The 25,249-nt window shown below is 61.1% G+C and carries 20 protein-coding genes; 10 read left to right on the top strand and 10 right to left on the bottom strand.

Annotation, left to right across the window (positions count from 1 at the left end; genetic code table 11):
* The first annotated feature begins 46 nt into the window (after positions 1-46).
* From NOM67_RS18605 to NOM67_RS18625, 5 genes are all read left to right on the top strand, one after another.
* Positions 47-3,106, top strand: a complete 3,060-nt coding sequence (locus NOM67_RS18605) for a beta-galactosidase (protein WP_255939199.1) — start codon at positions 47-49, stop codon at positions 3,104-3,106.
* A 244-nt stretch (positions 3,107-3,350) separates the two neighbouring features.
* Complete coding sequence (gene mglB / locus NOM67_RS18610; protein ID WP_041209758.1) at positions 3,351-4,340, top strand: galactose/glucose ABC transporter substrate-binding protein MglB; 990 nt, start codon at positions 3,351-3,353, stop codon at positions 4,338-4,340.
* A 53-nt stretch (positions 4,341-4,393) separates the two neighbouring features.
* On the top strand, positions 4,394-5,914 hold the full coding sequence (gene mglA / locus NOM67_RS18615) for a galactose/methyl galactoside ABC transporter ATP-binding protein MglA (RefSeq protein WP_041209757.1): 1,521 nt from the start codon (positions 4,394-4,396) through the stop codon (positions 5,912-5,914).
* Positions 5,915-5,930: 16 nt separating this feature from the next.
* Positions 5,931-6,941 carry a galactose/methyl galactoside ABC transporter permease MglC gene (gene mglC, locus NOM67_RS18620; protein ID WP_040069707.1) on the top strand — a complete coding sequence of 337 codons (1,011 nt, stop codon included), beginning with the start codon at positions 5,931-5,933 and terminating at the stop codon, positions 6,939-6,941.
* Positions 6,942-6,992: 51 nt separating this feature from the next.
* On the top strand, positions 6,993-8,726 hold the full coding sequence (locus NOM67_RS18625) for a methyl-accepting chemotaxis protein (protein WP_156854350.1): 1,734 nt from the start codon (positions 6,993-6,995) through the stop codon (positions 8,724-8,726).
* A 57-nt stretch (positions 8,727-8,783) separates the two neighbouring features.
* Here the strand turns inward: NOM67_RS18625 and trmA are convergent, their stop codons facing one another.
* Positions 8,784-9,917 (bottom strand): tRNA (uridine(54)-C5)-methyltransferase TrmA, encoded by a 1,134-nt coding sequence (gene trmA, locus NOM67_RS18630; protein ID WP_185227949.1) that lies wholly within the window; start codon positions 9,915-9,917, stop codon positions 8,784-8,786.
* A gap of 170 nt (positions 9,918-10,087) precedes the next feature.
* On the opposite strand from trmA, the gene NOM67_RS18635 reads away from it, so the two are divergent.
* Entirely contained in the window at positions 10,088-11,236 is a 1,149-nt protein-coding gene (locus NOM67_RS18635) for a DUF5610 domain-containing protein (RefSeq protein ID WP_255939210.1), read from the top strand.
* Between the two features lie 94 nt (positions 11,237-11,330).
* Positions 11,331-11,864, top strand: a complete 534-nt coding sequence (locus NOM67_RS18640; protein WP_255939212.1) for an ATP--cob(I)alamin adenosyltransferase — start codon at positions 11,331-11,333, stop codon at positions 11,862-11,864.
* Between the two features lie 110 nt (positions 11,865-11,974).
* Here the strand turns inward: NOM67_RS18640 and malZ are convergent, their stop codons facing one another.
* The 9 genes from malZ to NOM67_RS18685 all read right to left on the bottom strand — a co-directional run bounded on the left by malZ (position 11,975) and on the right by NOM67_RS18685 (position 20,619).
* Positions 11,975-13,804 carry a maltodextrin glucosidase gene (malZ, locus tag NOM67_RS18645; protein WP_201909389.1) on the bottom strand — a complete coding sequence of 610 codons (1,830 nt, stop codon included), beginning with the start codon at positions 13,802-13,804 and terminating at the stop codon, positions 11,975-11,977.
* A 5-nt stretch (positions 13,805-13,809) separates the two neighbouring features.
* Positions 13,810-14,658, bottom strand: a complete 849-nt coding sequence (locus tag NOM67_RS18650; protein WP_033115641.1) for an HDOD domain-containing protein — start codon at positions 14,656-14,658, stop codon at positions 13,810-13,812.
* 70 nt (positions 14,659-14,728) lie between these two features.
* On the bottom strand, positions 14,729-15,145 hold the full coding sequence (locus tag NOM67_RS18655) for an META domain-containing protein (protein WP_255939217.1): 417 nt from the start codon (positions 15,143-15,145) through the stop codon (positions 14,729-14,731).
* Positions 15,146-15,291: 146 nt separating this feature from the next.
* A complete protein-coding gene (gene yegD, locus NOM67_RS18660) occupies positions 15,292-16,659 on the bottom strand; it encodes a molecular chaperone (protein WP_255939219.1) in 1,368 nt (455 codons plus the stop codon).
* Between the two features lie 102 nt (positions 16,660-16,761).
* On the bottom strand, positions 16,762-17,751 hold the full coding sequence (locus NOM67_RS18665) for a 2-hydroxyacid dehydrogenase (RefSeq protein WP_255939221.1): 990 nt from the start codon (positions 17,749-17,751) through the stop codon (positions 16,762-16,764).
* Between the two features lie 74 nt (positions 17,752-17,825).
* Positions 17,826-18,320, bottom strand: a complete 495-nt coding sequence (locus tag NOM67_RS18670; protein WP_041209750.1) for a CreA family protein — start codon at positions 18,318-18,320, stop codon at positions 17,826-17,828.
* Positions 18,321-18,346: 26 nt separating this feature from the next.
* Entirely contained in the window at positions 18,347-18,793 is a 447-nt protein-coding gene (locus tag NOM67_RS18675) for a DUF962 domain-containing protein (RefSeq protein WP_203974279.1), read from the bottom strand.
* 431 nt (positions 18,794-19,224) lie between these two features.
* Positions 19,225-20,082: a hypothetical protein gene (locus NOM67_RS18680; RefSeq protein ID WP_071913972.1), complete on the bottom strand. Its 858-nt coding sequence runs from the start codon at positions 20,080-20,082 to the stop codon at positions 19,225-19,227.
* Between the two features lie 150 nt (positions 20,083-20,232).
* On the bottom strand, positions 20,233-20,619 hold the full coding sequence (locus NOM67_RS18685) for a TraR/DksA C4-type zinc finger protein (RefSeq protein WP_033115635.1): 387 nt from the start codon (positions 20,617-20,619) through the stop codon (positions 20,233-20,235).
* A gap of 467 nt (positions 20,620-21,086) precedes the next feature.
* Between NOM67_RS18685 and NOM67_RS18690 the strand changes: the two genes are divergently transcribed.
* The 3 genes from NOM67_RS18690 to NOM67_RS18700 all read left to right on the top strand — a co-directional run bounded on the left by NOM67_RS18690 (position 21,087) and on the right by NOM67_RS18700 (position 25,231).
* Positions 21,087-22,418, top strand: a complete 1,332-nt coding sequence (locus NOM67_RS18690) for a glutamine synthetase family protein (RefSeq protein WP_041209747.1) — start codon at positions 21,087-21,089, stop codon at positions 22,416-22,418.
* A gap of 299 nt (positions 22,419-22,717) precedes the next feature.
* Positions 22,718-24,079, top strand: a complete 1,362-nt coding sequence (locus tag NOM67_RS18695; protein ID WP_108571359.1) for an aspartate aminotransferase family protein — start codon at positions 22,718-22,720, stop codon at positions 24,077-24,079.
* Between the two features lie 54 nt (positions 24,080-24,133).
* A complete protein-coding gene (locus NOM67_RS18700; RefSeq protein WP_305121694.1) occupies positions 24,134-25,231 on the top strand; it encodes a polyamine ABC transporter substrate-binding protein in 1,098 nt (365 codons plus the stop codon).
* Positions 25,232-25,249: the final 18 nt, after the last annotated feature.

Genomic DNA, 25,249 nt, shown 5'->3' on the forward strand with positions numbered 1-25,249 from the left:
CTTCTCTAGACTGGAATACGTTTTCCAGTCATCAGGGAGAAGGGGAATGCTCAGGGAGATAGTGGCGCGTCAGGATTGGCAGACTCAGGCGATTACTTCGGTAAACCGTCTGGCTGCCCATACCCCCATGTTCAGCTGGCGTAGCGAAGCGGATGCCAGAGACGATCTCCTTTCACCCTCACGCCGTTCACTGGATGGCGAATGGCGCTTCTCCTTCTTTGCCGCTCCCGAGCTGGTGCCCGAGAGCTGGCTGGCGCAGGATCTGGCGGATGCCTGTCCCATTACCGTGCCGGGCAACTGGCAGCTGGATGCCGCCTATCCGGCAGCACGGCCACTTACTGATGGCCCCATCTACACCAACATCAAGTACCCCTTTCCCTGCGATCCACCTCGGGTGCCAGCAGAGAACCCCACCGGTTGCTACTCCCGTGAGTTCGAACTTCCTGCCGGCTGGCTGGCCAGCGGCCAGAGCCGGATCATCTTCGACGGGGTGAGCAGCGCCTTCCACCTGTTCTGCAACGGTCGCTGGGTCGGTTACTCTCAGGACAGTCGCCTGCCTGCCGAATTCGATCTGACCCCATATCTGCAGAGCGGTCACAACCGGCTGGCGGTGCTGGTGTTGCGCTGGTCCGACGGCTCCTATCTGGAAGATCAGGATATGTGGTGGCTGTCTGGGATCTTCCGCTCCGTCAGCCTGTTGCACAAACCGGCCCGTCATCTGATGGATATTCGGGTCACCCCCGAGCTGGACGCCTGTTATCGGGATGGCCGCCTCAAGATTGCACTGCGGGCGGCCAATGCAGTTGGCCTCTCGGTGGAGGCCAATCTCTATGACGGTGGCGAGCGGGTTGCGACCCTGTGCCAGCCGATCGGTACCCAAGCTATTGATGAGAAAGGGGCTTACGACGATCGTGCCGAGCTGTGGCTCGACGTGGCTGCGCCACGCAAGTGGAGCGCCGAGACGCCCTATCTCTATCGCCTGACCCTGACCCTGCTGGACGAACAGGGCGAGCCTATCGAGAGCGAAGCCTATGATGTGGGCTTTCGGACAGTGGAGATCCGTGGCGGCCTGCTGCGGGTCAACGGTCAGCCGCTGCTGATCCGTGGTGCCAATCGTCATGAACACCACCCCGCCAGGGGCTATGCCATCGATCGCGCCACCATGGAGCGGGATCTGCTGTTGATGAAGAGGCACAACTTCAATGCGGTGCGCTGCTCCCACTATCCCAACCACTCCGATTTCTATCGCCTCTGCGATCGGCTCGGCCTCTATGTGGTGGATGAGGCGAATCTGGAGACCCACGGCATGACCCCCATGGGGCGGCTGGCGCGGGATCCCGCCTGGAGCAACGCCTTTCTGGAGCGGGCGACCCGGATGGTGGCACGGGACTTCAATCACCCCTCGATCATCATCTGGTCGCTGGGCAACGAGTCGGGTTATGGCCCGGCCCACGATGCCATGTATGGCTGGATCAAGCGCAGCGACCCGAGTCGTCCGGTGCAGTATGAGGGGGGCGGTGCCGATACCCCGGCGACCGACGTCATCTGTCCCATGTATGCCAGAACCCATCAGGATCAACCCTTCCCGGCGGTGCCCAAGTGGGCGCTGGCCAAGTGGATTGGCCTGCCGGAAGAGACCCGGCCGCTGATCCTCTGCGAATATGCCCACGCCATGGGCAACAGTCTGGGAGGCTACGCCCACTACTGGCAGGCGTTTCGCGACCATCCACGCCTGCAGGGCGGGTTCGTCTGGGATTGGGTCGATCAGGGGCTCGACAAATACACCGCCGATGGCCGCCACTATTGGGGCTATGGCGGCGACTTCGGCGATGTGCAAAACGATCGCCAGTTCTGCTGCAACGGCCTGCTGTTCCCGGATCGCACTCCCCATCCCGCTCTGTTCGAGGCAAAGCGCGCCCAGCAGCCGTTCCGCTTCACTCTGCTTGGGCACTCCCCGCTGCGAGTGCGGATCGAGAGCGAATATCTGTTCCGTACCACTGACAACGAGCGGCTTTGCTGGCAGCTGAGTGAAAACGGCCAAGTGGTGCTGGAGGGGGAGGTGTCTCTGGCGCTGGCAGCGCAAGAGGCGGTCGAGTTGACCCTGAGCGGGACGCTACCCGCTTTTGCGGCGGGCTCGCTGGCCTGGCTCGATCTGGCCATCTTCCAGCCGGATGCCACCCCCTGGTCTGCGGCCGGGCACGAGGTGGCGCGCCAGCAATTCATGCTGCCGTCACCGCTGGCGCTACCTGCACCAATCAACCCTGCGGTGATGGTTGAGCAGACCGACTGCTGGCTGGTCACCACCGCAAACAGCCAGTGGCGGCTCGACAAGCAGAGCGGCCGCATCACCAGCTGGCTGAAATCGGGGCTGGAGCAGTTGCTGACGCCGATCATGGATCACTTCTACCGCGCGCCGCTCGACAACGACATCGGCACCAGCGAAGCGGATCACGCCGACCCCAACTCCTGGATTGCCCGCTGGCAGGCGTGTGGCCTCGAGCAGTGGCAGCACCGCTATCTGGGCGTGGTGGTTGGCGGTAGTGAGCTGCGGGTGACTCACGGCTATTTCCATCAGGAGCAGTTGCAACTGCTGAGCCATTGGCGCCACCGTTTTGCTGACGATGGCTCCATGAGTCTCGACATCGAGTGCGAGCTGGCGCAGGCGCTGCCTTCGCTGCCGCGGATCGGTCTGCTGATCCATCTGGCTGACCCGGTTGAGCAGGTGCAGTGGCTGGGACGTGGCCCCCACGAAAACTATCCGGATCGCCTGCTGGGCGCCGATCTGGGTCGCTGGAGCTTGCCGTTGGAGGCCATGCACACCCCTTACGTCTTCCCGACCGACAACGGCTTGCGCTGCGATACCCGCGAGCTGCAGCTGGGTGGACTGCGTGTGAGTGGCGCTTTCCATTTCAGCGTCAGTCGCTTCAGCCAGCAGCAGCTGGCCACTGCCCGCCACCAGAGCGATCTGGTGGCAGAGGAGGGGCTGTGGGTCTGCCTCGATGGTGCTCACATGGGAGTGGGCGGCGATGACTCCTGGAGCCAGAGTGTGCGCCCCGAGTATCAGCTGACTGCCCGTCGCTATCGCTGGCACTGCACCCTTGGCTGAGCTTTTTGACAACAGCCCGTTAGCGACTAGCCTCAATGCTGCGGAACAGATTGAGTCCAAAAATTAACACTTAAATTTATGTTACTGAAAAATAAGAAAAAGATTCAATGTAACAGAGTGTAATCGTTTTCATTTTGTCGTCATGATCACAGAAGAAATGACAACAAATTGATTACATTGAATGGCGATTGCTCAATAGCTCGCCACCCTACAACTCATGGATAGATACATCGGAGCACACACAATGAAAAAAATGACGACCGTTGCTGCCCTGCTGCTGGGCCTGATGGCCGGTGCCACTGCTGCCCACGCTGAAACCCGCATCGGGGTGACCGTCTACAAATATGACGACAACTTCATGGCGGTGGTACGCAAGGCGATCGAGAAGGAAGCGGCTGCCAACCCCGGGGTTGAGCTGCTGATGAACGACTCCCAGAACGACCAGTCCAAGCAAAACGACCAGATCGACGTGCTGCTGGCCAAGGGCGTGAAGGCGCTGGCCATCAACCTGGTTGACCCAGCGGCGGCACCGGTGGTGATTGAGAAGGCTCGTGGCGAAGATATCCCCGTGGTCTTCTACAACAAGGAGCCGAGTGCTGCCGATCTGGCCAGCTACGACAAGGCCTACTACGTAGGTACCGACTCCAAGGAGTCAGGCATCATCCAGGGTCACCTGATTGCCAAACACTGGAAAGCCAATCCGGCCTGGGATCTGAACAAGGATGGCGTTATTCAGTACGTGCTGCTGAAAGGGGAGCCGGGCCACCCGGATGCCGAAGCGCGCACCACTTACGTCATCAAGACCCTGAATGATGGTGGCATCAAGACCCAGCAGCTGCACATGGATACCGGTATGTGGGATACCGCCATGGCCAAGGACAAGATGGACGCCTGGATCTCCGGCCCCAACGCCAACAAGATCGAAGTGGTCATCGCCAACAACGACGGCATGGCGATGGGCGCTGTCGAGTCGCTGAAAGCGCAGGGCAAGACTGCCATTCCTGTATTCGGTGTCGATGCGCTGCCTGAAGCGCTGGCGCTGGTGAAGAGCGGTGCCATGGCCGGTACCGTGCTGAACGATGCGGCCAACCAGGCCAAGGCGACCTACGAGCTGACCAAGAACCTGGCTGAAGGTAAAGCGGCCGGTGAAGGCACCAAGTGGAACATCGTCAACAAGGTCGTGCGTGTTCCCTACGTCGGCGTAGATAAAGACAACCTGTCCCAATTCGAATAATTCCCTCCTCCAGGGCAAGGGAGATCCCCTTGCCCTTTTTTCAACCAGATGTGATGGCTGATATGACAACACAGCAACAATCAGAATGGCTGTTGGAGATGATTGACGTCAGTAAGAGCTTTCCTGGCGTCAAGGCACTCGATAATGTCAATTTACGGGTCCGTCCTCATTCTGTGCATGCGTTGATGGGCGAGAACGGGGCGGGAAAATCGACACTGCTCAAGTGCCTGTTCGGCATCTACGAGAAGGATCAGGGCAAGATCTTCTTCAAGGGGCAGGAGATCAACTTCACCTCCTCCAAAGAGGCGCTGGAGAATGGCGTTTCCATGGTGCATCAGGAGCTCAACCTGGTGCTGCAGCGCTCCGTGATGGACAACATGTGGCTCGGTCGCTACCCGACCAAAGGGTGGTTTATCGACCACGGCAAGATGTACGAAGATACCAAACGCATCTTCGAGGAGCTGGATATCGACATCGACCCGCGGGTCAAGGTGGCGACCCTCTCCGTCTCCCAGATGCAGATGATCGAGATCGCCAAGGCGTTCTCCTACGATGCCAAGATCGTCATCATGGATGAACCCACCTCCTCGCTGACCGAGAAAGAGGTGAGTCACCTCTTCAAGATCATCAACAAGCTGAAGGATAAGGGGTGCGGCATCGTCTACATCTCTCACAAGATGGAGGAGATCTTCCAGCTCTGTGACGAGATCACCATATTGCGGGATGGCCAGTGGGTGGCAACCCAGCCGCTCAAGGGGATGACCATGGATCAGATCATCGGCATGATGGTCGGCCGCGAGCTCACCCAGCGCTTCCCGGAAAAAACCAACCAGCCAAAAGAGGTGATCCTCGAGGTCGAACATCTGACGGCGAAGAACCAGCCCTCCATTCAGGATGTGACCTTCAACCTGCACAAGGGGGAGATCCTCGGTGTCGCCGGGTTGGTCGGGGCCAAGCGCACCGACATCGTCGAGACCCTGTTTGGCATTCGCGATCGCAGCCAGGGCAGTATCAAGCTGCACGGCAAAGAGGTGGCCAACCACAACGCCCACGAAGCGATACGCAACGGCTTCGCGCTGGTGACCGAAGAGCGCCGCTCCACCGGTATCTACTCCCGGCTCGATATCGCCTTCAACTCCCTGATCGCCAACATGGACAACTACAAGGGCTCCATGGGGCTGCTCAGCGACAACAAGATGAAGAGCGATACCCAGTGGGTCATCGACTCCATGCGGGTCAAGACGCCGACCCAGCAGACCCAGATCGGCTCCCTCTCCGGGGGCAACCAGCAGAAGGTGATCATCGGCCGCTGGCTGCTGACCCAGCCGGAGATCCTGATGCTGGACGAACCGACCCGCGGCATCGACGTGGGGGCCAAGTTCGAGATCTATCAGCTCATTCTGGAGCTGGCGAAGAAGGAGAAGGGGATCATCATCATCTCCTCCGAAATGCCCGAACTGCTCGGCATCACCGATCGCATCATGGTCATGAGCAATGGCCGGGTCGCCGGGATCGTCAATACCAAAGAAACTGACCAGAGCGAGATACTGCGCCTGGCATCTCTGTACCTCTAGAGACAGGAAGACATTTATGGAGTCGGCTAAAAATTTCAATCTGATGCGGGCGCTCAAGGAGAACGGCATCTACGTGGTGCTGCTGGTGCTGCTCATGATCATCGTGATCAAGGAACCCTCCTTCCTGAGTCTCACCAACTTCAGCAACATCCTGACCCAGTCCTCGGTGCGGGTCATCATCGCGCTGGGGGTGGCAGGTATCATCATCACCCAGGGTACGGATCTCTCGGCCGGTCGTCAGGTCGGTCTGGCGGCACTGATTGCGGCGACCATGCTGCAGGCGCTGACCAACGTCAACAAGGTGTTCCCGACGCTGGGGGAGGTGCCCATTCCTGCGGTGATCCTGCTGGTCTGCGTGGTGGGGGCTCTTATAGGTCTGGTCAACGGCCTTATCGTCGCCTATCTGAACGTGACCCCCTTTATCACCACCTTGGGGACCATGATCATCGTCTACGGTATCAACTCCCTCTACTTCGACTCGGTGGGCGCCTCGCCGGTGGCCGGTTTTGACCCCCGCTTCTCCAGCTTCGCCCAGGGCTTTATCCGGATCGGTGGCTTCAAGCTCTCGTACCTCACCTTCTACGCGGCCATCGCCAGCGTCTTTGTCTGGGTGCTGTGGAACAAGACCCGCTTTGGCAAGAACATCTTCGCCATCGGCGGCAACCCGGAAGCGGCCAAGGTCTCCGGCGTCAACGTGGCGGTCAATCTGGTGATGATCTATGCGCTGGCTGGGGTCTTCTACGCCTTCGGCGGTATGCTGGAAGCGGGCCGGATCGGTAGTGCCACCAACAACCTCGGCTTCATGTACGAGCTCGATGCCATCGCAGCCTGCGTGGTGGGCGGGGTGTCGTTTGCCGGCGGGGTGGGAACTGTCGCAGGTGTGATCACCGGCGTACTTATCTTCACCCTGATCAACTATGGTTTGACCTATATCGGCGTCAGCCCTTACTGGCAGTTCATCATCAAGGGCGGCATCATCATTCTGGCGGTGGCATTGGACTCCATGAAGTACGCCAAGAAGAAATAACGATTGGCAGGGAGGGTTGGCAGTGCCAGCCCTCTCTTCTGGAGGGATCCCATGCCATTCAAGGTCAAGATTTACGTCCTGTTGCTGCTGGCCATTCTGGTCACCATCGGTACCGCCTGGTTCAGCGTCAATCACTTCATCAGCGCCTACATCCGCACCCAGGCGACCAAGAACATCAACGAACAGATCACTCTGGTCAAAGAGAAGCTGGCCAGCGACATCAATCAGAAAATCCTGCTGGCCGCCAACCTCAACTTCGGGGTGACCAACGTCCAGAAGACCCTGCAAGAGACCGGCTTTCACAACATCGTCAAGGTGATCGGCGACATGGCGTTCGATGTGAGCGGTGTCATCAACGATACGGCCAAGGTCGATGCGCTGCGCAAGCTGATCCCCGCCGCCAACAACCAGATCACCGTCAGCCCGCTGCAACAGGTGGATGGCAAGCCGGTTGTCACCATACTGGTGCCGCGCGGTGCCGATTCGGCCTATCTCTACTACCTCGACATGAGCGAGTTCAAGAGCCTGCTGGAGAAGATGAGCGGCGAGGGGCGCTACTTCTCGCTGGCCGACGGCCAGGGCAATGAGCTCTACAGCAGCAAACCGCAGGGGGAGAGCGAAGCGCGCCCCAATCAGCTGGATATTCGCGGCAACAGCTGGACCCTGACCGGCTACATCGACCTCGACTACATCCAGGCGATGACCCGGGCACTCAACGGCCAGATCATCATGGCGCTGCTCGGCGTCGCCGTGGTGGTTATGGTGCTTGCCATACTGGCGCTCAACGTGGCTTATCGCCCCATCCTCTCGCTGCGGGGTCTGGTGCTGGAACTCTCTCGCGGCAGTGGCGATCTCACCCGCCGGCTGGCGGTGACCAGTACCGATGATCTGGGCCAGATCTCTGCCGGCATCAACCGCTTTATCGAGCGGCTGCAGGAGATGATGGGGGAGGTGCAGGAGGCGAGCGGTCAGCTCAACAGCGGCATTGCCGGATTGGCCAGCCAGACTGGCGCAGCCCAGTCCCTGCTGGCGGATCATGTGCGCGAGACCGAACAGGTGGTGACTGCCATCAACGAGATGAGCCGCACCGCGGTCTCTGTCTCCGAGAGTGCAGCCAGCACCGCCCGGCTCACCGGCCAGAGCCAGCAGCTGGCGAGCCAGTCCCGGCAGGTGGTCGATCAGGCGATGGCCAGCGTGATGGCGCTGGTGGACGAGGTGGAGGAGACTGCCCGCTCCATCGAGGCGATGCAGCAGGATGTGCAGCAGATTGGCTCCGTGCTGGGAGTGATCGGCAGCATTGCCGAGCAGACCAACCTGCTGGCCCTCAACGCAGCAATAGAGGCGGCTCGTGCCGGCGAGCAGGGGCGTGGATTTGCGGTGGTGGCCGACGAGGTACGCTCCCTTGCCGCCCGTACCCAGCAGAGCACGGCGGAGATCCAGACCATGCTGGCCAGCCTGCAACGGGGTAGCCGCACCGTGGTGGAGGCGATGGAGAACACCAAGCAGAGCTGTCAGGGGGCGGCCGAGAACACTACCAGGGTCAACGAATCGCTGGATCTGATGGCGGGAGAGGTGGTGGAGATCAACGATCTCATCAGCCACATCGCTACGGCGGCCGAACAGCAGAGCGCAGTGGCGGAGGAGATCAACCGCAACATGAGCGCCATTGCCGAGGTGATCCGCCAGCTGACCCACAACGGGGAGGCGACGGTCGCCAGCGCCGGTTCGATGCAGCAGACCTACGACCGGCTCAGGGAGATAGTGAGCCACTTCCGGCTGCGGTAATGGCCGGATGCGCCATAAAAAACAGGGCCAAGCGGCCCTGTTTTTTATCCCTTGGAATCAACCCGCCTTGCGGCGCAGGTAGACCCCGGCCTCCATGTGGTGGGTCCAAGGGAACTGGTCGAACAGGGCGAAGCGGGCGATCTCGTGGGTTTCCCCCAGCACCGCCATGTTGGCTTGCAGAGTCTCGGGGTTGCAGGAGATGTAGAGGATGTTGTCGTACTCCTGCACCAGCTTGACGGTGGCATCGTCGAGACCGGCGCGGGGCGGGTCGACGAAGATGGTGTTGCACTGGTAAGCGCCGAGATCGACCCCCTTGAGGCGGTTGAACTCCCGCTCGCCACGCATCGCCATGGTGAACTCCTCGGCCGACATGCGCAGGATGATCAGGTTGTCGACGCCGTTGGCGGCGATGTTGAACTGGGCGGAGTCGACGCTCGGCTTGGCGATCTCGGTGGCCAGCACCTTGCGGAAGTTCTGCGCCAGCGCAATGGAGAAGTTGCCATTGCCGCAGTAGAGCTCTAGCAGATCCCCTTCGCTCCCCTTGGTGACTTCCAGCGCCCAGCCCAGCATCTGCTCGTTGATGGCGGCGTTGGGCTGGGTGAAGCTGTTCTCCACCTGCTTGTAGATGAGCTGGCGACCGGCCACGTTGAGCTGCTCGATGACAAAGTCATCGCCCAGACAAATCTTCTGCTTGTGGGCGCGGCCAATCAGCTGCAGCTCGAAACCTTTGGCGCGCAGATCGGCCTGCAGCGCCTCGGCGGCCTGCTGCCACTCGTTCTCCAGCTTGCGATGGTAGAGCAGGCTGACGATGATCTGGCCGGACTGGGTGGAGAGGTAGTCGATCTGGAACAGCTTGCGACGCAGCACCTGATGGGGACGCAGCCCCTCCAGCAGTACCGGCATCAGCTGGTTGATGAGGCGGCTGGCAGTGGGGAAGTGATCGACCCGGATAATCTCTTTGGTCGCCGGGGCATACATGCAGTGGAAGAGATCGTCCCCCTCGTGCCAGATGCGAAATTCGGCGCGCATCCGGTAGTACTCCGCCGGTGAGCTGTGCACCTCCAACGCGGGAGGGTTGAAGCTGGCAAACAGCCCGGTGAGGCGCGCGCTCTTCTCATCGAGCTGGGCCTGATAGTCGGCCGGGGTTCTTGGCGCCGGAGCATCCGCAGAAGGCTGTTGGGACTGGGTCATAGATACCTCATGTGCACACCGGCCGGGCCGGGTCGAAATCGCGGGATGGCAACAGGCCACCCAAAGGGGCCCGATTTTAAAAGCCAGCCGCAGATTGTCCAGCATTTTGTGGTCAAGAAGTGTTCAGTCAGGCCGATACCGGATCTACAGGCATGGTGGGAGGACACATTATGCAGATCGACGGCGTGGGCGCAGCCCAACCCAAGGGAGTGGGTGTTTCTCCCAAATCGCCGCAACAGGCGGAGTCAAAACAGCTCAACAGCGAGGATGAGGTCTCCTTGCACAAGCCCCCGAAGTGGGCTCAGGTGCTGATCCAGCAGGCACTGCAGTTTGCGCTGGAAATAAACGGGCAGAGCTATCAGGCGCCCAAGACCCAGGACCAACCGGAAGAGGTCACCCCGGATACCCTGTTCGACTTCCAGTCGGTGGCGGACAACGTGCTGCAGTTTATCACCGGACGGCTGGGTGCGGCCCGCGCCGACGGCAAGTCGGATGATGCCCTGACCGGCATGATGGAGCAGGCTCGCAAAGGGGTGGACAAGGGCTTTGGTGACGCCCGCAAGCAGCTGGGTGACTGGGCTGACAACGGCGATATCAAGACCGGCATGGATCAGAGTTACAAGCTGATCCAGAAGGGGCTCGACGAGTTCGAGAAGGAGTTCTTTGGCAAGGTCTCCACGACCGATATGGGGCAGGCCGAGATGGCCAGTCGCCAGCAGGGTTCGCTGGAGATCCAGACCAAGGATGGTGACAAGGTGGTGCTGCGCTTCAACGACAGCTGGCAGACCCGATCCCAGAAGAGTGACAGCGGCAGCCAGTTCAGTCTCAAATCGAGCCAGAGCTTCAGCTTTTCGCTGGAGGGTGATCTCAGCAAGGAGGAGATGGACTCCATCGGCAAGCTGGTCAAGGGGATCGACGGTCTGGCCGGCGACTTCTTCTCCGGCAATCTGGATGATGTGCTGAAGAAGGCGGGCGACCTGAAGCTGGATGACACCCAGCTGGCCTCTTACTCGCTCAAGCTCAAGCAGAGCGTCAAGCTGAGCCAGACCTATCAGGGAGCCAGCTCCCTGCAGGATCTGCTCAAGCCGTTTGCCGACTATCTGCCCAAGCTGGACGAGGTACAGAAGCAGGCCGACGCCGTGCTGCCGGAGTCCCAGCAGCAGGCGCTGACCCCGGCCGTGCTGGCTGCGCGTGGTCAGACTGATCCGGCGCAGGTCAGCAGCTTCACCAGCTTCAACGAACGCATGCTGCAGGCATTGCGGATGCTGAGCCAGTTCCAGCCCGCGACCGACCCTGCAAGCAGCGGCAAGAGTGCCTGAGTGCTTGCCATCGGGATTGATTAACTCCTGACCGGCCGTTTGCCAGCTCCTGCGGGGGCTGGCAAACTGGCCTTTTTCCCGATGCGACCAGCCAATGAACCCGAAAAAGCCCCGAGACAAGCGCGAGCTTTGCTACCCCTTCATCTTCGAAACCTCGCTCAAGTGTGACTTCGAGATCGCCACCGACGAGCTCTGCTGCCAGGTCGGTGCCGTGCTGTCACACCTCTCGCTGGATGCCGATATTGCGCCCATGCTGGCGGATCTCGCGGCGTTGCAGCGCCTTATCTATAACCTCAACGGTTCGGTGCGCGGCAAGCTGGGGATCTTCGAGGCAGACCTTGAGTGGCTCAAGGCCCGTTACGACCACTACAACGAGGCGAGCCGGGGCCGGGTCACCGGTTTTGTGCTGCCGCAAGGGCCGCAGCCGATCCCGACCCTTCATCTGTGCCGCTGTGGCAGCAAGAAGGTGGTGCGACTGCTGGTGCGCCTCGAGGAGAGTGGCGTCAGCTTCGACCCCATCCTCTACCGCTTCGCCAACCTGCTGGCCAACTTCTTCTTCGTGCTCACCGTCTATCTCAAGCAGCTGTGGCAGGTGCCGGAAGTGCCCTACGTCAGCATCAACTACTGATGCTCAGCCCGGCTCGCTGGTGGCCTGCACAAGGCTACTGCCGGCCAGTTATGGAATATAAAAAACCGGAGCCCACAGGCTCCGGTTTTTTATTGGCGAGATAACGCCCCTCAACTGGAGAGCAGCACCCGGGCCGAGTTGGCCGGAATGGTCAGCTGCAGCTCTCCCTGCACCACCTCGAACTTCTCGCCGTTGAAGGCGTCGGTGAAGCGGCTGGCGGGGCTCGCGGTCTGCCACAGGGGCAGGCTGATGGTGCGCGGCTCGCTCGGGTGGCGGTTGCAGGCCACTACCACCTGATCGCTCTGCAGGGTGCGGGCAAACACATAGCTGTGGGGGCCGGCATAGAGGGTCTGGATATCACCGCGGCGCAGGGAGGGGCGCTGACGGCGGATCTGGATCAGCCGGCGGTAGTGGTCGTGCAGCACGTGATCCCAGTCAGTTGTCTCCCACGGGAAGCAGCGGCGGCAGTCCGGGTCGTTGCCGCCGGAGAGCCCCACCTCGTCGCCGTAGTAGATGGAGGGCACGCCGATATAGGTGAGCAGCAGGGTGGCCGCGAGGCGCATCCGCTGCTTGTCCTCGCCCAGCAGGTGGAGGAAGCGGGCGGTATCGTGGCTGTCCAGCAGATTGAACTGGGCCAGCTGGTTCTTGAACGGGATGTGGGCCCGCGCCAGTTTGAGCCAGCGATCCAGCTCTTCGGCGCTGATCTTGATGGGGTGGTAGGCGATATCCTTGCCGGCCAGGAAGGCGCGGATCGGATGGGCGAAGCCGTAGTAGTTCATGGCGCCGTCCTCCTGATCCCCCTGCAGCCACTGGCTCGCCTCGAAGAAGTGCTCGCCCAGCACGTAGGCGTCCGGGTTCTCCTGCTTCACCGCGCCGCGAATGGCGCGCACGTGACCGCTGTTGCCCTCGGCGGTGCCGCGTTCCCCCAGCATGTGGATGACGTCGAAGCGCCAGCCGTCGATCTGGTAGGGGGCGCGCATCCAGTAGCGCAGGATGGCATCGTCAGCCCGATAAACTGCGTCCTGCACCTTCTCGCAGGAGAAGTCGAGCTTGGGCAGGCTGCGAATGCCCTTCCAGCTGACGTAATCCCCTTCGTTGTCAAAGGTGTAGAAGCTGCGCCACGGCGAATCCGGGTTGCTCTGGGCGCCGAGCGGCGGGCAGAACCAGGGGTGCTGGGTCGAGGTGTGGTTGACCACTGCATCCAGAATGATCTTCATGCCGCGCTGATGCAGGTTGCGGGTCAGCTCGGCGAACTGCTCGTTGCTGCCGAGGTGGGCATCCACCTTGAAGTAGTCCTGGGTGTCGTACTTGTGGTTGCTCGGCGAATCGAAGATGGGGTTGAGGTAGAGCGCCGTCACCCCGAGGGATTGCAGATAGTGCAGCTTGGCATCGATGCCCGCCAGATCGCCGCCATAGAATTCGCAGGCACCGTGCCCCTCTTCGTGGCGACTGACCGGCTCGCCCCACGCCTTGCTGATGACTGCCTTGCCGCGGTACTCGTACTCGTGATGCTTGACGCTGAGGGACGGATCGCCGTTGCAGAAGCGGTCGGGGAAGATCTGGTAGAACACCTGATCCTGCACCCAGGCCGGTGGCTGGTGCAGGCTGTTGAAGCGAAAATGCTGCTCGCGCGGCGGCATGGCGGCGCTGACGCCAGCGCCGTGCAGCCACCACTGCTCCTCGTCGGTGAGGCACTTGAAGCAGTAGAGGTGGATATCCTGCCCCTTGCCAAGCGGCAGGTTCACCTGCCATACCTGCAATCGGTCGCGGGTCGAGATCGCCGTCATCGGGATCAGGTACTCCTCGTTGTCAGGCTCGTGGCGTAGCCACACCTCGCGGATGGGGGCATCCAGCTCGCTGAACAGGGTCAGTTGCAGGGCATCGGCGCTCTCTTTGAACCAGGGCGCCACCTGGGGATGAAACAGAAACGGATGGGTCATGATGCTTATTGAGTCAGAAGATCGGCGAGGGCATTACCCTGTTCATGCAGTGTTTCGAGCTGGCCGGCCAGCGATTTGGGATCCAGTCCCAACTGGTCGGCGAGCGGTTTGGGGAAGCGGGCTATGATGGCCTGGGCAGGCACCCCGGCGTTCCAGGCGAAGGAGATGAAGACCGCCAGACGGATCAGTACCGCCTCCTTGCTGACCGGATCGTGGGAGAGGGGATCCAGCTGCTGGGAGATGGCGTCAACGAAGCTCTCCGACAGGTTCCAGCGCCGCGCCAGCTCGGCACCGAGCTGGGCATAGTCATAGCCCAGCATCTCGCGCTGGGCCTCGACCCGGCTGCTCCCCTTCTGGATCGCCAGATTGATGAGCTCCGCCTCTTCCGGCAAGGTGCTCTGGATCAGCAGCTCGCCGATGTTGTGGATGAGGGCGCAGGTAAAGGCGGTCTCGGGGTCGAGCACCTTGGCCTCCTGCGCCAGCGTCTTGGCGATGGTGGCGACCTGAAAGGTCTCGGTCCAGAACTTGTTCTTGTCGAAGCTGGGGGGCGCCTTGAAGCTGCCGATGATGCCGGAGGCGACCACGATGGAGCGCAACCGGTTGAAGCCGAGGCGGATCACCGCCTGATCGATGGAGGTCACTTCGTTGCCACGGCGCAGGGCTGCCGAGTTGGCCATCCGCAGCACCTTGACGCTGATCACCTGATCCATGGCGATCTTGGCCGCAATCTCGTCGATGCGGGCATTCTCGTCGTTGAAGCTCTGCATCAACTCGTGCAGCAGCTTGGGAATGGTGGGGAGTTGTTTGATCTTGTCAAACAGACGATCCATCGACATGGCTGAGGCAGCCTCCATTGCGAACACTGCCTCATATTGTGCCACAGCCGGGCAACATGTTCCTGTTTGTAATGCCGGTTTGTGAGCCCTAGAGCACCCAGTCGCGCAGTGTGTATTCCAAACGGTGCTGTTTGCCCTGCAGAACCAGGTTTTGGCTGGAGCCGCTCAGGGTCGCCCCCTCGGTCAGGGTGGTCAACACAGCCTGCTCTATGGTGTCGAGCGGGGGCATGCAGGCCATCTCGGTGCTGCCCAGACTGGTGACCCAGAACTTGTCCCCTTTCATATGGCCCTGACCGAAGTAGCGGTTGCAGCCGGCGATGCCGTTGACGGTGAAGTGCTCGCCGATCTCGAAGTCGGGCGGATTGTCGCGCAAGGCGGCAACCGGTTCGCCATCCAGCTTGCTCAATACCCAGTGGTGATGTTGCAGATCCTGCCGGACAAAGGTGGCTGAACTGCAGCCGGCGAGCAGGAAGAGGGGGATGAGCAGGAGTGACAATCTGGACATGGCGGGGCTCCGGTTGATGGGAGCCGCAAGCATAGCCTGTTTGCTTGCCCCGTAGCAGGGCGGAAGCTGGGGCGACCGACCGCTTCTGTCGCCCCTTTGCCGCCAGAGTGTCGTTAAATGGCAACACTCTGGCGATTTAGCCCCATTCAGGGCTTGGCTGCGAAGATCCGCTCGGCATAACGGGCCAGACCGGCGGCCACCGAGCCGAAGTCATCGCCACCCTCGAGCGGGATGGTCGGCAGCTTCTGGCGGATAAAGCTGGCGATCAGCGGCGAGCGGGCGCTACCGCCGGTGACGAAGATGCGATCGGGCTGCACGCCGGCGGCGGCGATCGCCTCATCCATCAGCTCGCCAATCTTCTCCAGCAGCAGGGCGGAGGCGCCGGCCAGCTGCTCGCGGGTCAGCTCTGCCTCCAGCCCTTTTTCCAGCTCGCTCAGGGAGTGGCGGCTGCTCTCCTGCTCAGAGAGAGCGATCTTGCCCTGCTCGGCGCGCCAGACCAGCTGATGGCTCAGCTTGTGGGCCCGCAGGTTGGCAAGGCGCCCCAGCTTGCTGCCGGGCTGGCTGTCGAGCTGCAGATCCTGCAGCTGGCGGGCGGTATCGAGACTGTAGAAACGGCTCTGGGCGCTGACGTCGTTGATGGCGGCTGCATCCCAGAACAGCGGGTGGGGCAGCGGCTTGCCGGTTTTGAGCACCTCGTGCATCCCGAGCAGCGGCATCATCCCCTCTACCGTCAGGCGGATGTCGAAGTCGTTGCCGCCGATCCGCTGGCCGCAGTGGCCGAGCAGATCGTCGCTGCGATCGAGCCGGTCGCGGTAGCTCGGGCCCATCCGCAGCATGGAGCAGTCGGTGGTACCGCCGCCGATATCCACCACCAGCACCACGGCGTCTTCGGTGAGGCGGGCCTCGAATTCAAAACCGGCCGCCACCGGTTCGTAGAGAAACTCCACCTGCTCGAAGCCGGCGATGCGGGCCGCTTCGCTCAGAATGGCGATGGCCTGACGGTTGCTCTCTTCGCCAGCCAAGCCCTGAAAGTTGACCGGACGGCCGATCACCGCCTGACGGATCGGGGCGCCGAGCTGCTGCTCCGCCTGCTGGCGGACGTGGAGCATCATGGCGCAGACGATATCTTCGAACAGGGCGATCTGGGGGGCCTTGAGGCCGTAGGCGCCGAGGAAGGATTTCGGCGACTTGATGTAGTAGCCCTCATCCGGCTCCTCCAGATAGCGCTCCAGCGCGGCGGAGCCAAAGCTCAGCTCGTCGATCAGCCCCTCTTCGCGCATCTGGCGTCGCACCGCCTGGGCCCGTGTCACCACGGGGCCGCGCAGCTTGAGATAGGCCGCCTGCTGGCTGTCGGCCAGCCCTTCGGCCAGCAGGCCGGCGATGGCATCCCGGTGCGGCGCGTGCAGGGTGGAGGGGAGGTAGCGGGAGGGGCCGAGATTGAGCAGCCGCGGGCTGCCCTGTTCCATCACGGCCACGGCACAGTTGGAGGTACCGTAATCAAATCCGATAAACATGGGCAGTCAGCTCCTAGGAAAAAAGGGGAGCTAGCCTACCCGATGGCGCCGGGTCTCACAACCCGGCGTGCAGAGATGAGGCGCTGCAATAGCGCGCGGGGGTTACTCGACCTCGTTGTCGCTGTGGCCCTGGCTCTCGATAGCTTGAATGTTGCCGAGGGTGGTGTCGGCGATGGCGTGCAGCGCCTCGCGGGTCAGGAAGGCCTGATGACCGGTGAACAGCACGTTGTGGCAGGCTGACAGGCGGCGGAACACGTCATCGGTGATCACCTCGTTGGACTTGTCGGAGAAGAAGAGATCCTCTTCCTCTTCGTAGACGTCCAGCCCCAGCGCGCCGATGCGGGAAGTCTTGAGTGCCTCGATGGCGGCGTTGGAGTCGAGCAGGCCGCCGCGGCTGGTGTTGATGATCATCACCCCGTCCTTCATCTTGGCGAACGCCTCCTGATTGAGCAGGTGGTAGTTCTCTTTGAACAGCGGGCAGTGCAGGCTGATGACGTCGGACTGGCGGAACAGGGTGTCGAGATCCACATACTCGGCCCCCAGCTCGATGGCAGCCGGATTCGGGTAAGGGTCGTTCACCAGCAGGCGCATGCCGAATCCCTTGAGGATACGCAGGGTGGCGATGCCGATCTTGCCGGTGCCGATGATGCCGGCGGTGCGGCCGTGCATGTTGAAGCCGACCAGCCCCTCCAGCGAGAAGTTGGCGTCGCGGGTGCGCTGATAGGCTTTGTGGATGCGGCGGTTGAGGCACATCATCATGCCGACCGCGTGCTCGGCCACTGCCTCGGGGGAGTAGGCGGGCACTCGCACCACCTTCATGCCCAGCTCCCTGGCGGCGGCCAGATCCACATTGTTGTAACCGGCACAGCGCAGGGCGATCACCCTGGTGCCGTTGGCCGCCAGCTCGGTCAGCACCTCGCGGTCGGCGTCGTCATTAACGAACAGGCACACCACCGGGAAGCCGTGGGCCAGTCGGGCCGTCTTGGCCTCCAGCCGCACATCGAAGAACTCCAGTTCAAAGCCGAAGCGGCTGTTGGCCTGGGTGAAATGCTCTTTGTCATAGCTCTTGGTGCTGAATACGGCGACTTTCATGGTGTGCTCTCCGCAGATGATTTGTAGTTAAATTACAACAAAGCGAGTCAACTATCACCGGACAAACCAGCTGGTTATTGCCCCCACGGCATGATGGGGACGGCGCTGACTGCACTCTTGTACGAACCATCCACCAGCTTGGTGCTGTAGGTCAGGTAAACCAGCGCATTGCGCTTCTGGTCGTAAAAGCGCACCACCTTCTGCTCCTTGAACACCAGCGAGGTGCTGACGTCGAACACCTCTTCCCCCGCTTTCAGTTTCGCGGGCAGGGTGATGGGGCCGATCTGGTGGCACGAGAGGGAGGCGTGGGAGGGATCTTCCGCCAGCCCGAGCCCTCCCTTGACGCCGCCGGTCTTGGGGCGCGCCAGATAGCAGGCGACACCGTCGATGCGGGGATCGTCGAACGCCTCCACCAGGATCTTGTGGTTGGGGCCGAACAGCTTGAAGGCGGTGCTCACCTCGCCGACGGTATCAGCCTTGTCGGCCAGCGCCGGGCCGGCAAACAGGGCGCCCAGCAGCAGGGGCAGGGCGCGGCGCAGAGGTGAATTAAGAGTGTGGCGGTATGACATGGTCTCTCCTGTTGGCCCGGCCTCCCTCAATAGGGAATGCCCAGGCGACGATAGAGGCTGGCAAGCACCCAGGCGGGGCCTATCAGCAGAAATTGCAGGTCGGCAAGGAAGGAGGGGCGTTTCCCCTCGATCCTGTGGCCGACAAACTGGGCTATCCAGAGCAGCACGAAGATAGACAGCGCGGGCCACAGCAGCGGCCCCTGCCACTGGTGGCAGCAGGCCAGCCCGAGCGCGGTCAGCCCCGCCATCCCGACGAACAGGGCAAACGACAGCTGCAGGTAGAAGGCCAGCACCGGAATGGCGGCCACCGCCGCCCAGTTGAGCCCCGCAGGCAGTGGCCCGGCGGGCAGGCTCCAGAGCAGCCCCAGCGAGCAGAGATAGATGCCCGGCACCGCCAGCTTGTGGATGGCGACGTTGACCGGATGGCGATGGCTCTGGCCGTACTCCTCAAACCACTCTTCGATTCCCTTCATGACACCTCCCTGGCGCACGCTCTGGTTTGCTGCTCTGGCCGCCCCCGGTAAACGGGCGCGGCATCGCAAGCATGATGGCGGAAGCGCGCGACCAATGCCAGATGGCAACGCCGGCCCATGCCGCGTCCTGATCAGATAGCGGCAAGGGGTGATGCAAGAGAAATGGTTTGGATCGGGCGATGGCTCTGGCGGGCCTGTGACCCGTGCTGACCGTTTGTTTGAGAGGCTTTGGTATCGCTATAAATTTAATTTATGGGTTTTCCCTTTATGGCCCAATTTTAACTTATAGCGAGCCAGATCCCGCCATAGGCGCAGCTCTGCGCCCGTCAGCGGCTGTCACAAGTGCTTGCCCGATCCCAAGCGGGGAGTCCGGCTGCATCAGCATTGATAGGGGTAAAAACAGCACCGCCCCTGACGGGGCGGCTGGCAGCTTATCCCTGCGGAGGGTATTCCCAATATTGTGCCGGAATGCTCTTGAGCAACGGCGTCATATCGGGGTTGGGCAGCTGGATGGTGACCCGCTGGTCGAGATTGGCGCTGGCCAGCGCTTCGCGGATCTTCGGGTTTTCACGGAAGAACTGCATGAAGCTGCCGTCGGCATAGGCTCGCTCAAGGCCGGTCTGGATCGCTTTGGCCAGCTCGGGGTACTCGGGGCTGACGAAGAAGAACTGGGCGAAGGGGTAGCGGATCAGCAGATGCTGCTCGATGGCGAGGTTGGGGTATTGCGCCACCAGCTCGCTGCGCTCGGCGAAGATCTCCACCATGGCGCGCGGAAAGAAATCGACCTTGTCGCCGTCGTTGATGAGGCGAAACAGGGTGCTGAAGCGACCGGAGTAGGTCGGGATGCCGGCGCTTTCCAGAATCTTGTTGTCGGCCCAACCGACTCCTTGCGCCGCTTTCATCTGCCTCAAATCGGCCAGGGTATTGATCTGGTTGAACTTCTCCTGGGCATCAGCGTGAATGAAGGAGAGGCGCAGCCCTTCCAGCCCGCGAAACAGCGGAATGGGGACGGCCAGCAGGGAGGATTCGAGCGCGCTGGAGGTGCCCATCCAGAAAACATTGATGGTCTTGCCCTTGCTCAGCTGCTGCTGGAGGGTGAACTGGTTGAGATCGAGCTCGACGGGCTGGATGCGAAAGGGGGTACCGGAGTGGGTCAGGGCCAGTTCCAGCAGCTTGTACTGGTACTCCTGATCGAGATTGTTGACGGGGCGACTGGGCACCTTGACCGTCAGAACCTGTGCTTGTGCCAGCAGCGGCAGGCACAAACACAGTTTGATGAGCCATTTCACTCTCTGTTCTCCTGTAGAGTCCGGGACGTGCCCGGAGTCTAACAGAACTTTTCACCCTCTTGCTGCGGCGCGGTGTGCAAGATTCGGGCGTTGGCCCTCGCTTGTCGATCGCCTATTGCTGCCAGAGGAGAGTGATTTCCCGGAGAGGGATCAGGCGACGCGGCGGAACACGTGGGTATCGTTGAATTCCTTGGTGCTCTGGCACTCGACGCAGAAACGGGACTCCGGACGGGCATGCAGACGCTTGAGAGAGATCTCGTCGCCGCAAGATTCGCAGTAACCGAAATCCCCTTCGCTGATGCGCTTCAGCGCGCCGCGCAGTTTGCGCAGGTGCAGCTTGTCGTGCTCGATGCGGTTCAGCTCCAGACGGCGGGCTTCCTCGATGCTGGCACGGTCAATTTCATCGGCCATCTCGTTGGTGTCGGTGGCGATGGCCTGGCTGGCCTGGGAGTTGAGGCGATCTTCGAGTTCGAGGATCTGGCGCTCGATCTGTCCCTTGTAAAAGGCCAGTTGGTCTTCAGTCATGAAATCACACATACGATTTACTACCAGTCAGTTTACTAACCCAATTATCCCTGTTTATGGGGGCTGTCTGCCTGCAGACCAAGCCCTTGTATCCCGATTTGCACCGTTTTCATGCAAGAGAGTGCAAATCAGGGCGGGCCTTGTACCAAAAAAAAGCAGCCAAGCAAAGCAAATAGGATACGGATTGTGCGCCTTTGCAAAAAAATGGCCTCTTTAGCGGCTGATCTGACGGGATCTGACATCTGGTTCTGGCCGGTTGGCACCGGCTTTGCACTGGCGAGAGGCGAGGCCACGAGTGTTTAGTATTTGGTGCCGCATTGGTCATTATATGCGCCGTTATTTATAGTTTTTTAAACACACACCCTTGACATTGCCCTTCATGGCGGGCTTTTATGGTGGTGTTGATTACAATTTTATAACAAGGGTGTTCCATATATTAGACACCCTTGCCAATGGCAACCGTAGAGTCGGGGTTTAACATGGACAGTATCAAGGGCTGGATGGAGAGCAATCGCATCACGGAAGTGGAGTGTCTGTTCCCGGATTTCACCGGCAACGCCCGGGGCAAGATCATTCCAGCCAACAAGTTTTTGCGCGAAGGGGGCATGCGACTGCCCGAGGTGATCTTCACCCAGACAGTGACAGGTGAGTATCCGGATGACGACAGCATGATCGACCCGCTGGAGCGGGACATGCAGCTCTACCCCGACCCCAATACCATCCGCTTTGTCCCCTGGGCGCTGGAGCCGACTGCCCAGGTGATCCACGACTGTTTCGACGTCAACGGCAAGCTGATCGATATCGCGCCGCGCTCCGTACTGCGTCGCGTTCTGTCATTTTACGAGAAGCAGGGGTGGAAACCGGTGGTGGCGCCCGAGCTGGAGTTCTATCTGGTCACCCGCAATGAAGACCCCGACTATCCGCTGATGCCGCCGGTCGGCCGCAACGGTCGCCCGGAGACCGCCCGCCAGTCGTTCAGTATTGATGCGGTCAACGAATTCGACCCCATCTTTGAAGATATGTATGACTACTGCGAGGCGCAGGAGCTGGAGGTGGATACCCTGATCCATGAATCAGGCGCCGCCCAGATGGAGATCAACTTCCTGCACGGGGATGCCATCGATCTGGCCGATCAGGTGTTCCTGTTCAAGCGCACCATGCGGGAAGCGGCCCATCGCCACGGCATCTATGCCACCTTCATGGCCAAGCCGATGAGCAACGAGCCGGGCTCCGCCATGCACATCCACCAGAGTCTGGAGGATATGAACGGCCGCAACCTGTTCGGTACTCCGGATGGCGGCAACTCCGAGCTGTTCATGCACTTCATCGCCGGTCTGCAGAAGTACACCCCCGCGGTGACCGCCCTGCTGGCTCCCAACGTCAACTCCTACCGCCGCCTCACCTTCGGCGAGAGCGCGCCGCGCAACGTCCAGTGGGGGGTGGAAAACCGTACCTGCGGCCTGCGCGTGCCCTTCTCCGACCCCAGTGCCCGCCGGGTGGAGAACCGCTTTGCCGGTGCCGATGCCAACCCCTATCTGGCGCTGGCAGCCACTCTGGCGTGCGGCTATCTCGGCATGATGGAGAAGCTGGAGCCGCTGCCGGAGATGAAATCGAGCGCCTACGAGCTGCCCTACAGCCTGCCCCGTTCGCTGGAGGAGGCCCTCAGCCATCTGGAGCAGTGCGACCCCATCAAGGAGATGCTGGGCGAGCGCTTTACCCGTGCCTTTGTGGCGGTCAAACGCAAAGAGTACGAGACCTACTTCGGGGTGATCAGCCGCTGGGAGCGCGAGTTCCTGCTGCTGAACGTCTGACCCGGATGCGTGCCGGCCACGCATCGTCCGAATCGGGGAGGCAGGCTGCCTCCCCTGCCTGTAACCGGTAATACGGGATGGAGGAGTGCCTCCGCCTGCGGATGGTTGTGAGCGAAAAGTGGCTCGCCACTGCTCTGGTTGCATGGTTGATAACAGTTTTTGGCTCGAATTAAGAACGCGAGGAGCAAGCCGCGCCGCAGCTGCAGGTCGCCCGAAAGTGACCGTGACTGCGGGAGTGGCAGCCCTCCTGATGATTGACGAACAGAACCAGCTAAATCGAAGGAACCGAGGAGCTAACAATGCAACAGACTACCCGTGAGTGGCAGCAACAGGATGCCAGCCACCACCTGCACCCCTTTACCGACTTTCAGGCCCTGAACAAGAAGGGCAGCCGTATCATCACCAAGGCCAGTGGCGTCTATCTGGAAGACTCCGAAGGCAAGCGCATTCTGGACGGCATGGCGGGACTCTGGTGCGTCAACATGGGTTATGGCCGGCAGGAGCTGGTGGATGCCGCGACCAGACAGATGGAGCAGCTCCCCTACTACAACCTCTTTTTCCAGACCGCGCACCCGCCGGTGATCGAGCTGGCGACCCTGCTGGCCGAAGTGACGCCGTCCCATCTCAACCATGTCTTCTTTACCGGCTCCGGTTCCGAGTGCAACGACACTGTGCTGCGGATGGTGCGCCACTACTGGGCCAGCAAGGGGCAGCCGGAGAAGCAGGTGATCATCAGCCGCCACAACGCCTATCACGGCTCGACCGTGGCGGGGGCCAGTCTGGGCGGCATGAAGGGGATGCATCAGCAGGGCAATCTGCCCATTCCCGGCATAGTCCATATCGACCAGCCCTATCACTTCGGTGAAGGGCAGGGGATGAGTGCCCACGAATTCGGACTGGAGCGTGCTCGCCAGCTGGAGCAGAAGATTCTGGAGCTGGGGGTGGACAAGGTAGCGGCCTTTATCGGCGAGCCGATCCAGGGAGCGGGCGGCGTCATCATTCCGCCCGACAGCTACTGGCCCGAGATCCAGCGCATCTGCGATCACTACGGCATCCTGCTCATCGCCGACGAGGTGATCTGCGGCTTTGGCCGCACCGGTCACTGGTTTGCCAGCGAAGGGTTTGGCATCAAGCCGGATCTGATGTGTCTGGCCAAGGGGATCACCTCGGGTTACCTGCCGCTCGGCGCCGTCATGGTGAGCGATCGGGTCGCCAGGGTGCTGGTGGAGGAGGGGGGCGAGTTCAACCACGGCTTCACCTATTCGGGTCACCCGGTCTCCTGCGCTGTGGCGGTTGCCAATATCCAGCTTATGCAAAAGGAGAGCATAGTTAAGCGCGTCCATGATACCATCGGCCCCTATTTGCAGCGCCGCTGGGCGGAGCTGGCCGACCATCCGCTGGTAGGGGAAACCCGTGGCCGCGGACTGGTTGCCGCACTGGAAATAGTGCAGGACAAACAGACCAACCAGCGTTTCCCGGCGCACGCAAATGCGGGGATGACCTGCCGGGAGTTCTGCTTTAACAATGGCTTGGTGATGAGGGCGGTAGGCGATACCATGATCATATCGCCCCCCTTGGTCATCACCGAGGAACAGGTTGATGAATTGGTCAAGCTCGCCAGGCTCAGTCTGGATCTGACAGCCGCCAAGCTGAAGGGTTGAGGTGCGGCCGGGCAGGTTGGCATGCGCATACAATTTGCTTAGGAGACAAGGATGATGTCTTTCAAAACGGGAGTGATCGCTGCCTCTGTGGCTCTGGTCATGGCAAGTGCCGGAGCAATGGCCGACGAGAAGGTGCTGCACGTCTACAACTGGAGCGACTACATCGCGCCGGATACCCTGGATAACTTCCAGAAAGAGACGGGCATCAAGGTGGTGTATGACGTGTTCGACAGCAACGAGGTGCTGGAGGCCAAGTTGCTGGCCGGCAAATCGGGCTATGACATCGTCGTGCCGTCCAACCCCTTCCTGGCCAAGCAGATCAAGGCGGGCGTGTTCCAGAAACTGGACAAGTCCAAGCTTCCCAACTGGCAAAACATGGACCCGGCCCTGCTCAAGGCGCTCGAACCGAGTGACCCGGGCAACCAGTACTCCATCCCCTACATGTGGGGCACCATCGGCTATGCCTACAACCCCGAGAAGGTGAAGGCGGTGCTGGGGGCCGATGCGCCGGTCAACTCCTGGGATCTGGTGTTCAAGCCGGAGAACATGGCCAAGCTGAAGGAGTGCGGTGTCTCCTTCCTCGATTCGCCGACCGAAATGCTGCCGGCCGCCCTGCAATATCTGGGCTTCAAACCGGATAGCCAGAAGCCGGACGAGCTGAAGAAGGCCGAGGCGCTGTTCCTCTCCATCCGTCCCTATACCGCCTATTTCCACTCCTCCAAGTACATCTCGGATCTGGCCAACGGCAACCTCTGCGTGGCGGTCGGTTACTCCGGTGACTTGCAGCAGTCGAAGGCGCGGGCGGCAGAGGCCAACAACGGCGTGTCGCTGACCTACACCATCCCGAAAGAGGGGGCAGGCAGCTTCTTTGACATGATCGCCATCCCGGCCGATGCCCAGAACGTCGACTCCGCCCACGTCTTTATCAACTATCTGATGAAGCCCGAGGTGATCGCCAACATCACCAACATGGTGAAATTCCCGAACGGCAACAAGGCGGCGACCCCGCTGGTCAATGCGGAGATCCGCAACGACCCGGGTATCTATCCGAGCGAAGAGACCATGCAGAAGATTTACACCTTCCCGGATCTGCCGGCCAAGGTGCAGCGTGTGATGACGCGCAGTTGGACCAAGATCAAGTCCGGCAAGTAAGTGACGAGTGCCCCTCCC

The sequence above is a fragment of the Aeromonas sp. SG16 genome, assembly GCF_024436135.1.
Taxonomy (GTDB): Bacteria; Pseudomonadota; Gammaproteobacteria; order Enterobacterales; family Aeromonadaceae; genus Aeromonas; species Aeromonas jandaei.

Coding starts and splice junctions, on each gene's coding strand:
- NOM67_RS18605 (WP_255939199.1), top strand. CDS start 47: ATGCTCAGGGAGATAGTGGCGCGTCAGGATTGGCAGACTCAGGCGATT.
- mglB (WP_041209758.1), top strand. CDS start 3,351: ATGAAAAAAATGACGACCGTTGCTGCCCTGCTGCTGGGCCTGATGGCC.
- mglA (WP_041209757.1), top strand. CDS start 4,394: ATGGCTGATATGACAACACAGCAACAATCAGAATGGCTGTTGGAGATG.
- mglC (WP_040069707.1), top strand. CDS start 5,931: ATGGAGTCGGCTAAAAATTTCAATCTGATGCGGGCGCTCAAGGAGAAC.
- NOM67_RS18625 (WP_156854350.1), top strand. CDS start 6,993: ATGCCATTCAAGGTCAAGATTTACGTCCTGTTGCTGCTGGCCATTCTG.
- trmA (WP_185227949.1), bottom strand. CDS start 9,917: ATGACCCAGTCCCAACAGCCTTCTGCGGATGCTCCGGCGCCAAGAACC.
- NOM67_RS18635 (WP_255939210.1), top strand. CDS start 10,088: ATGCAGATCGACGGCGTGGGCGCAGCCCAACCCAAGGGAGTGGGTGTT.
- NOM67_RS18640 (WP_255939212.1), top strand. CDS start 11,331: ATGAACCCGAAAAAGCCCCGAGACAAGCGCGAGCTTTGCTACCCCTTC.
- malZ (WP_201909389.1), bottom strand. CDS start 13,804: ATGACCCATCCGTTTCTGTTTCATCCCCAGGTGGCGCCCTGGTTCAAA.
- NOM67_RS18650 (WP_033115641.1), bottom strand. CDS start 14,658: ATGGAGGCTGCCTCAGCCATGTCGATGGATCGTCTGTTTGACAAGATC.
- NOM67_RS18655 (WP_255939217.1), bottom strand. CDS start 15,145: ATGTCCAGATTGTCACTCCTGCTCATCCCCCTCTTCCTGCTCGCCGGC.
- yegD (WP_255939219.1), bottom strand. CDS start 16,659: ATGTTTATCGGATTTGATTACGGTACCTCCAACTGTGCCGTGGCCGTG.
- NOM67_RS18665 (WP_255939221.1), bottom strand. CDS start 17,751: ATGAAAGTCGCCGTATTCAGCACCAAGAGCTATGACAAAGAGCATTTC.
- NOM67_RS18670 (WP_041209750.1), bottom strand. CDS start 18,320: ATGTCATACCGCCACACTCTTAATTCACCTCTGCGCCGCGCCCTGCCC.
- NOM67_RS18675 (WP_203974279.1), bottom strand. CDS start 18,793: ATGAAGGGAATCGAAGAGTGGTTTGAGGAGTACGGCCAGAGCCATCGC.
- NOM67_RS18685 (WP_033115635.1), bottom strand. CDS start 20,619: ATGTGTGATTTCATGACTGAAGACCAACTGGCCTTTTACAAGGGACAG.
- NOM67_RS18690 (WP_041209747.1), top strand. CDS start 21,087: ATGGACAGTATCAAGGGCTGGATGGAGAGCAATCGCATCACGGAAGTG.
- NOM67_RS18695 (WP_108571359.1), top strand. CDS start 22,718: ATGCAACAGACTACCCGTGAGTGGCAGCAACAGGATGCCAGCCACCAC.
- NOM67_RS18700 (WP_305121694.1), top strand. CDS start 24,134: ATGTCTTTCAAAACGGGAGTGATCGCTGCCTCTGTGGCTCTGGTCATG.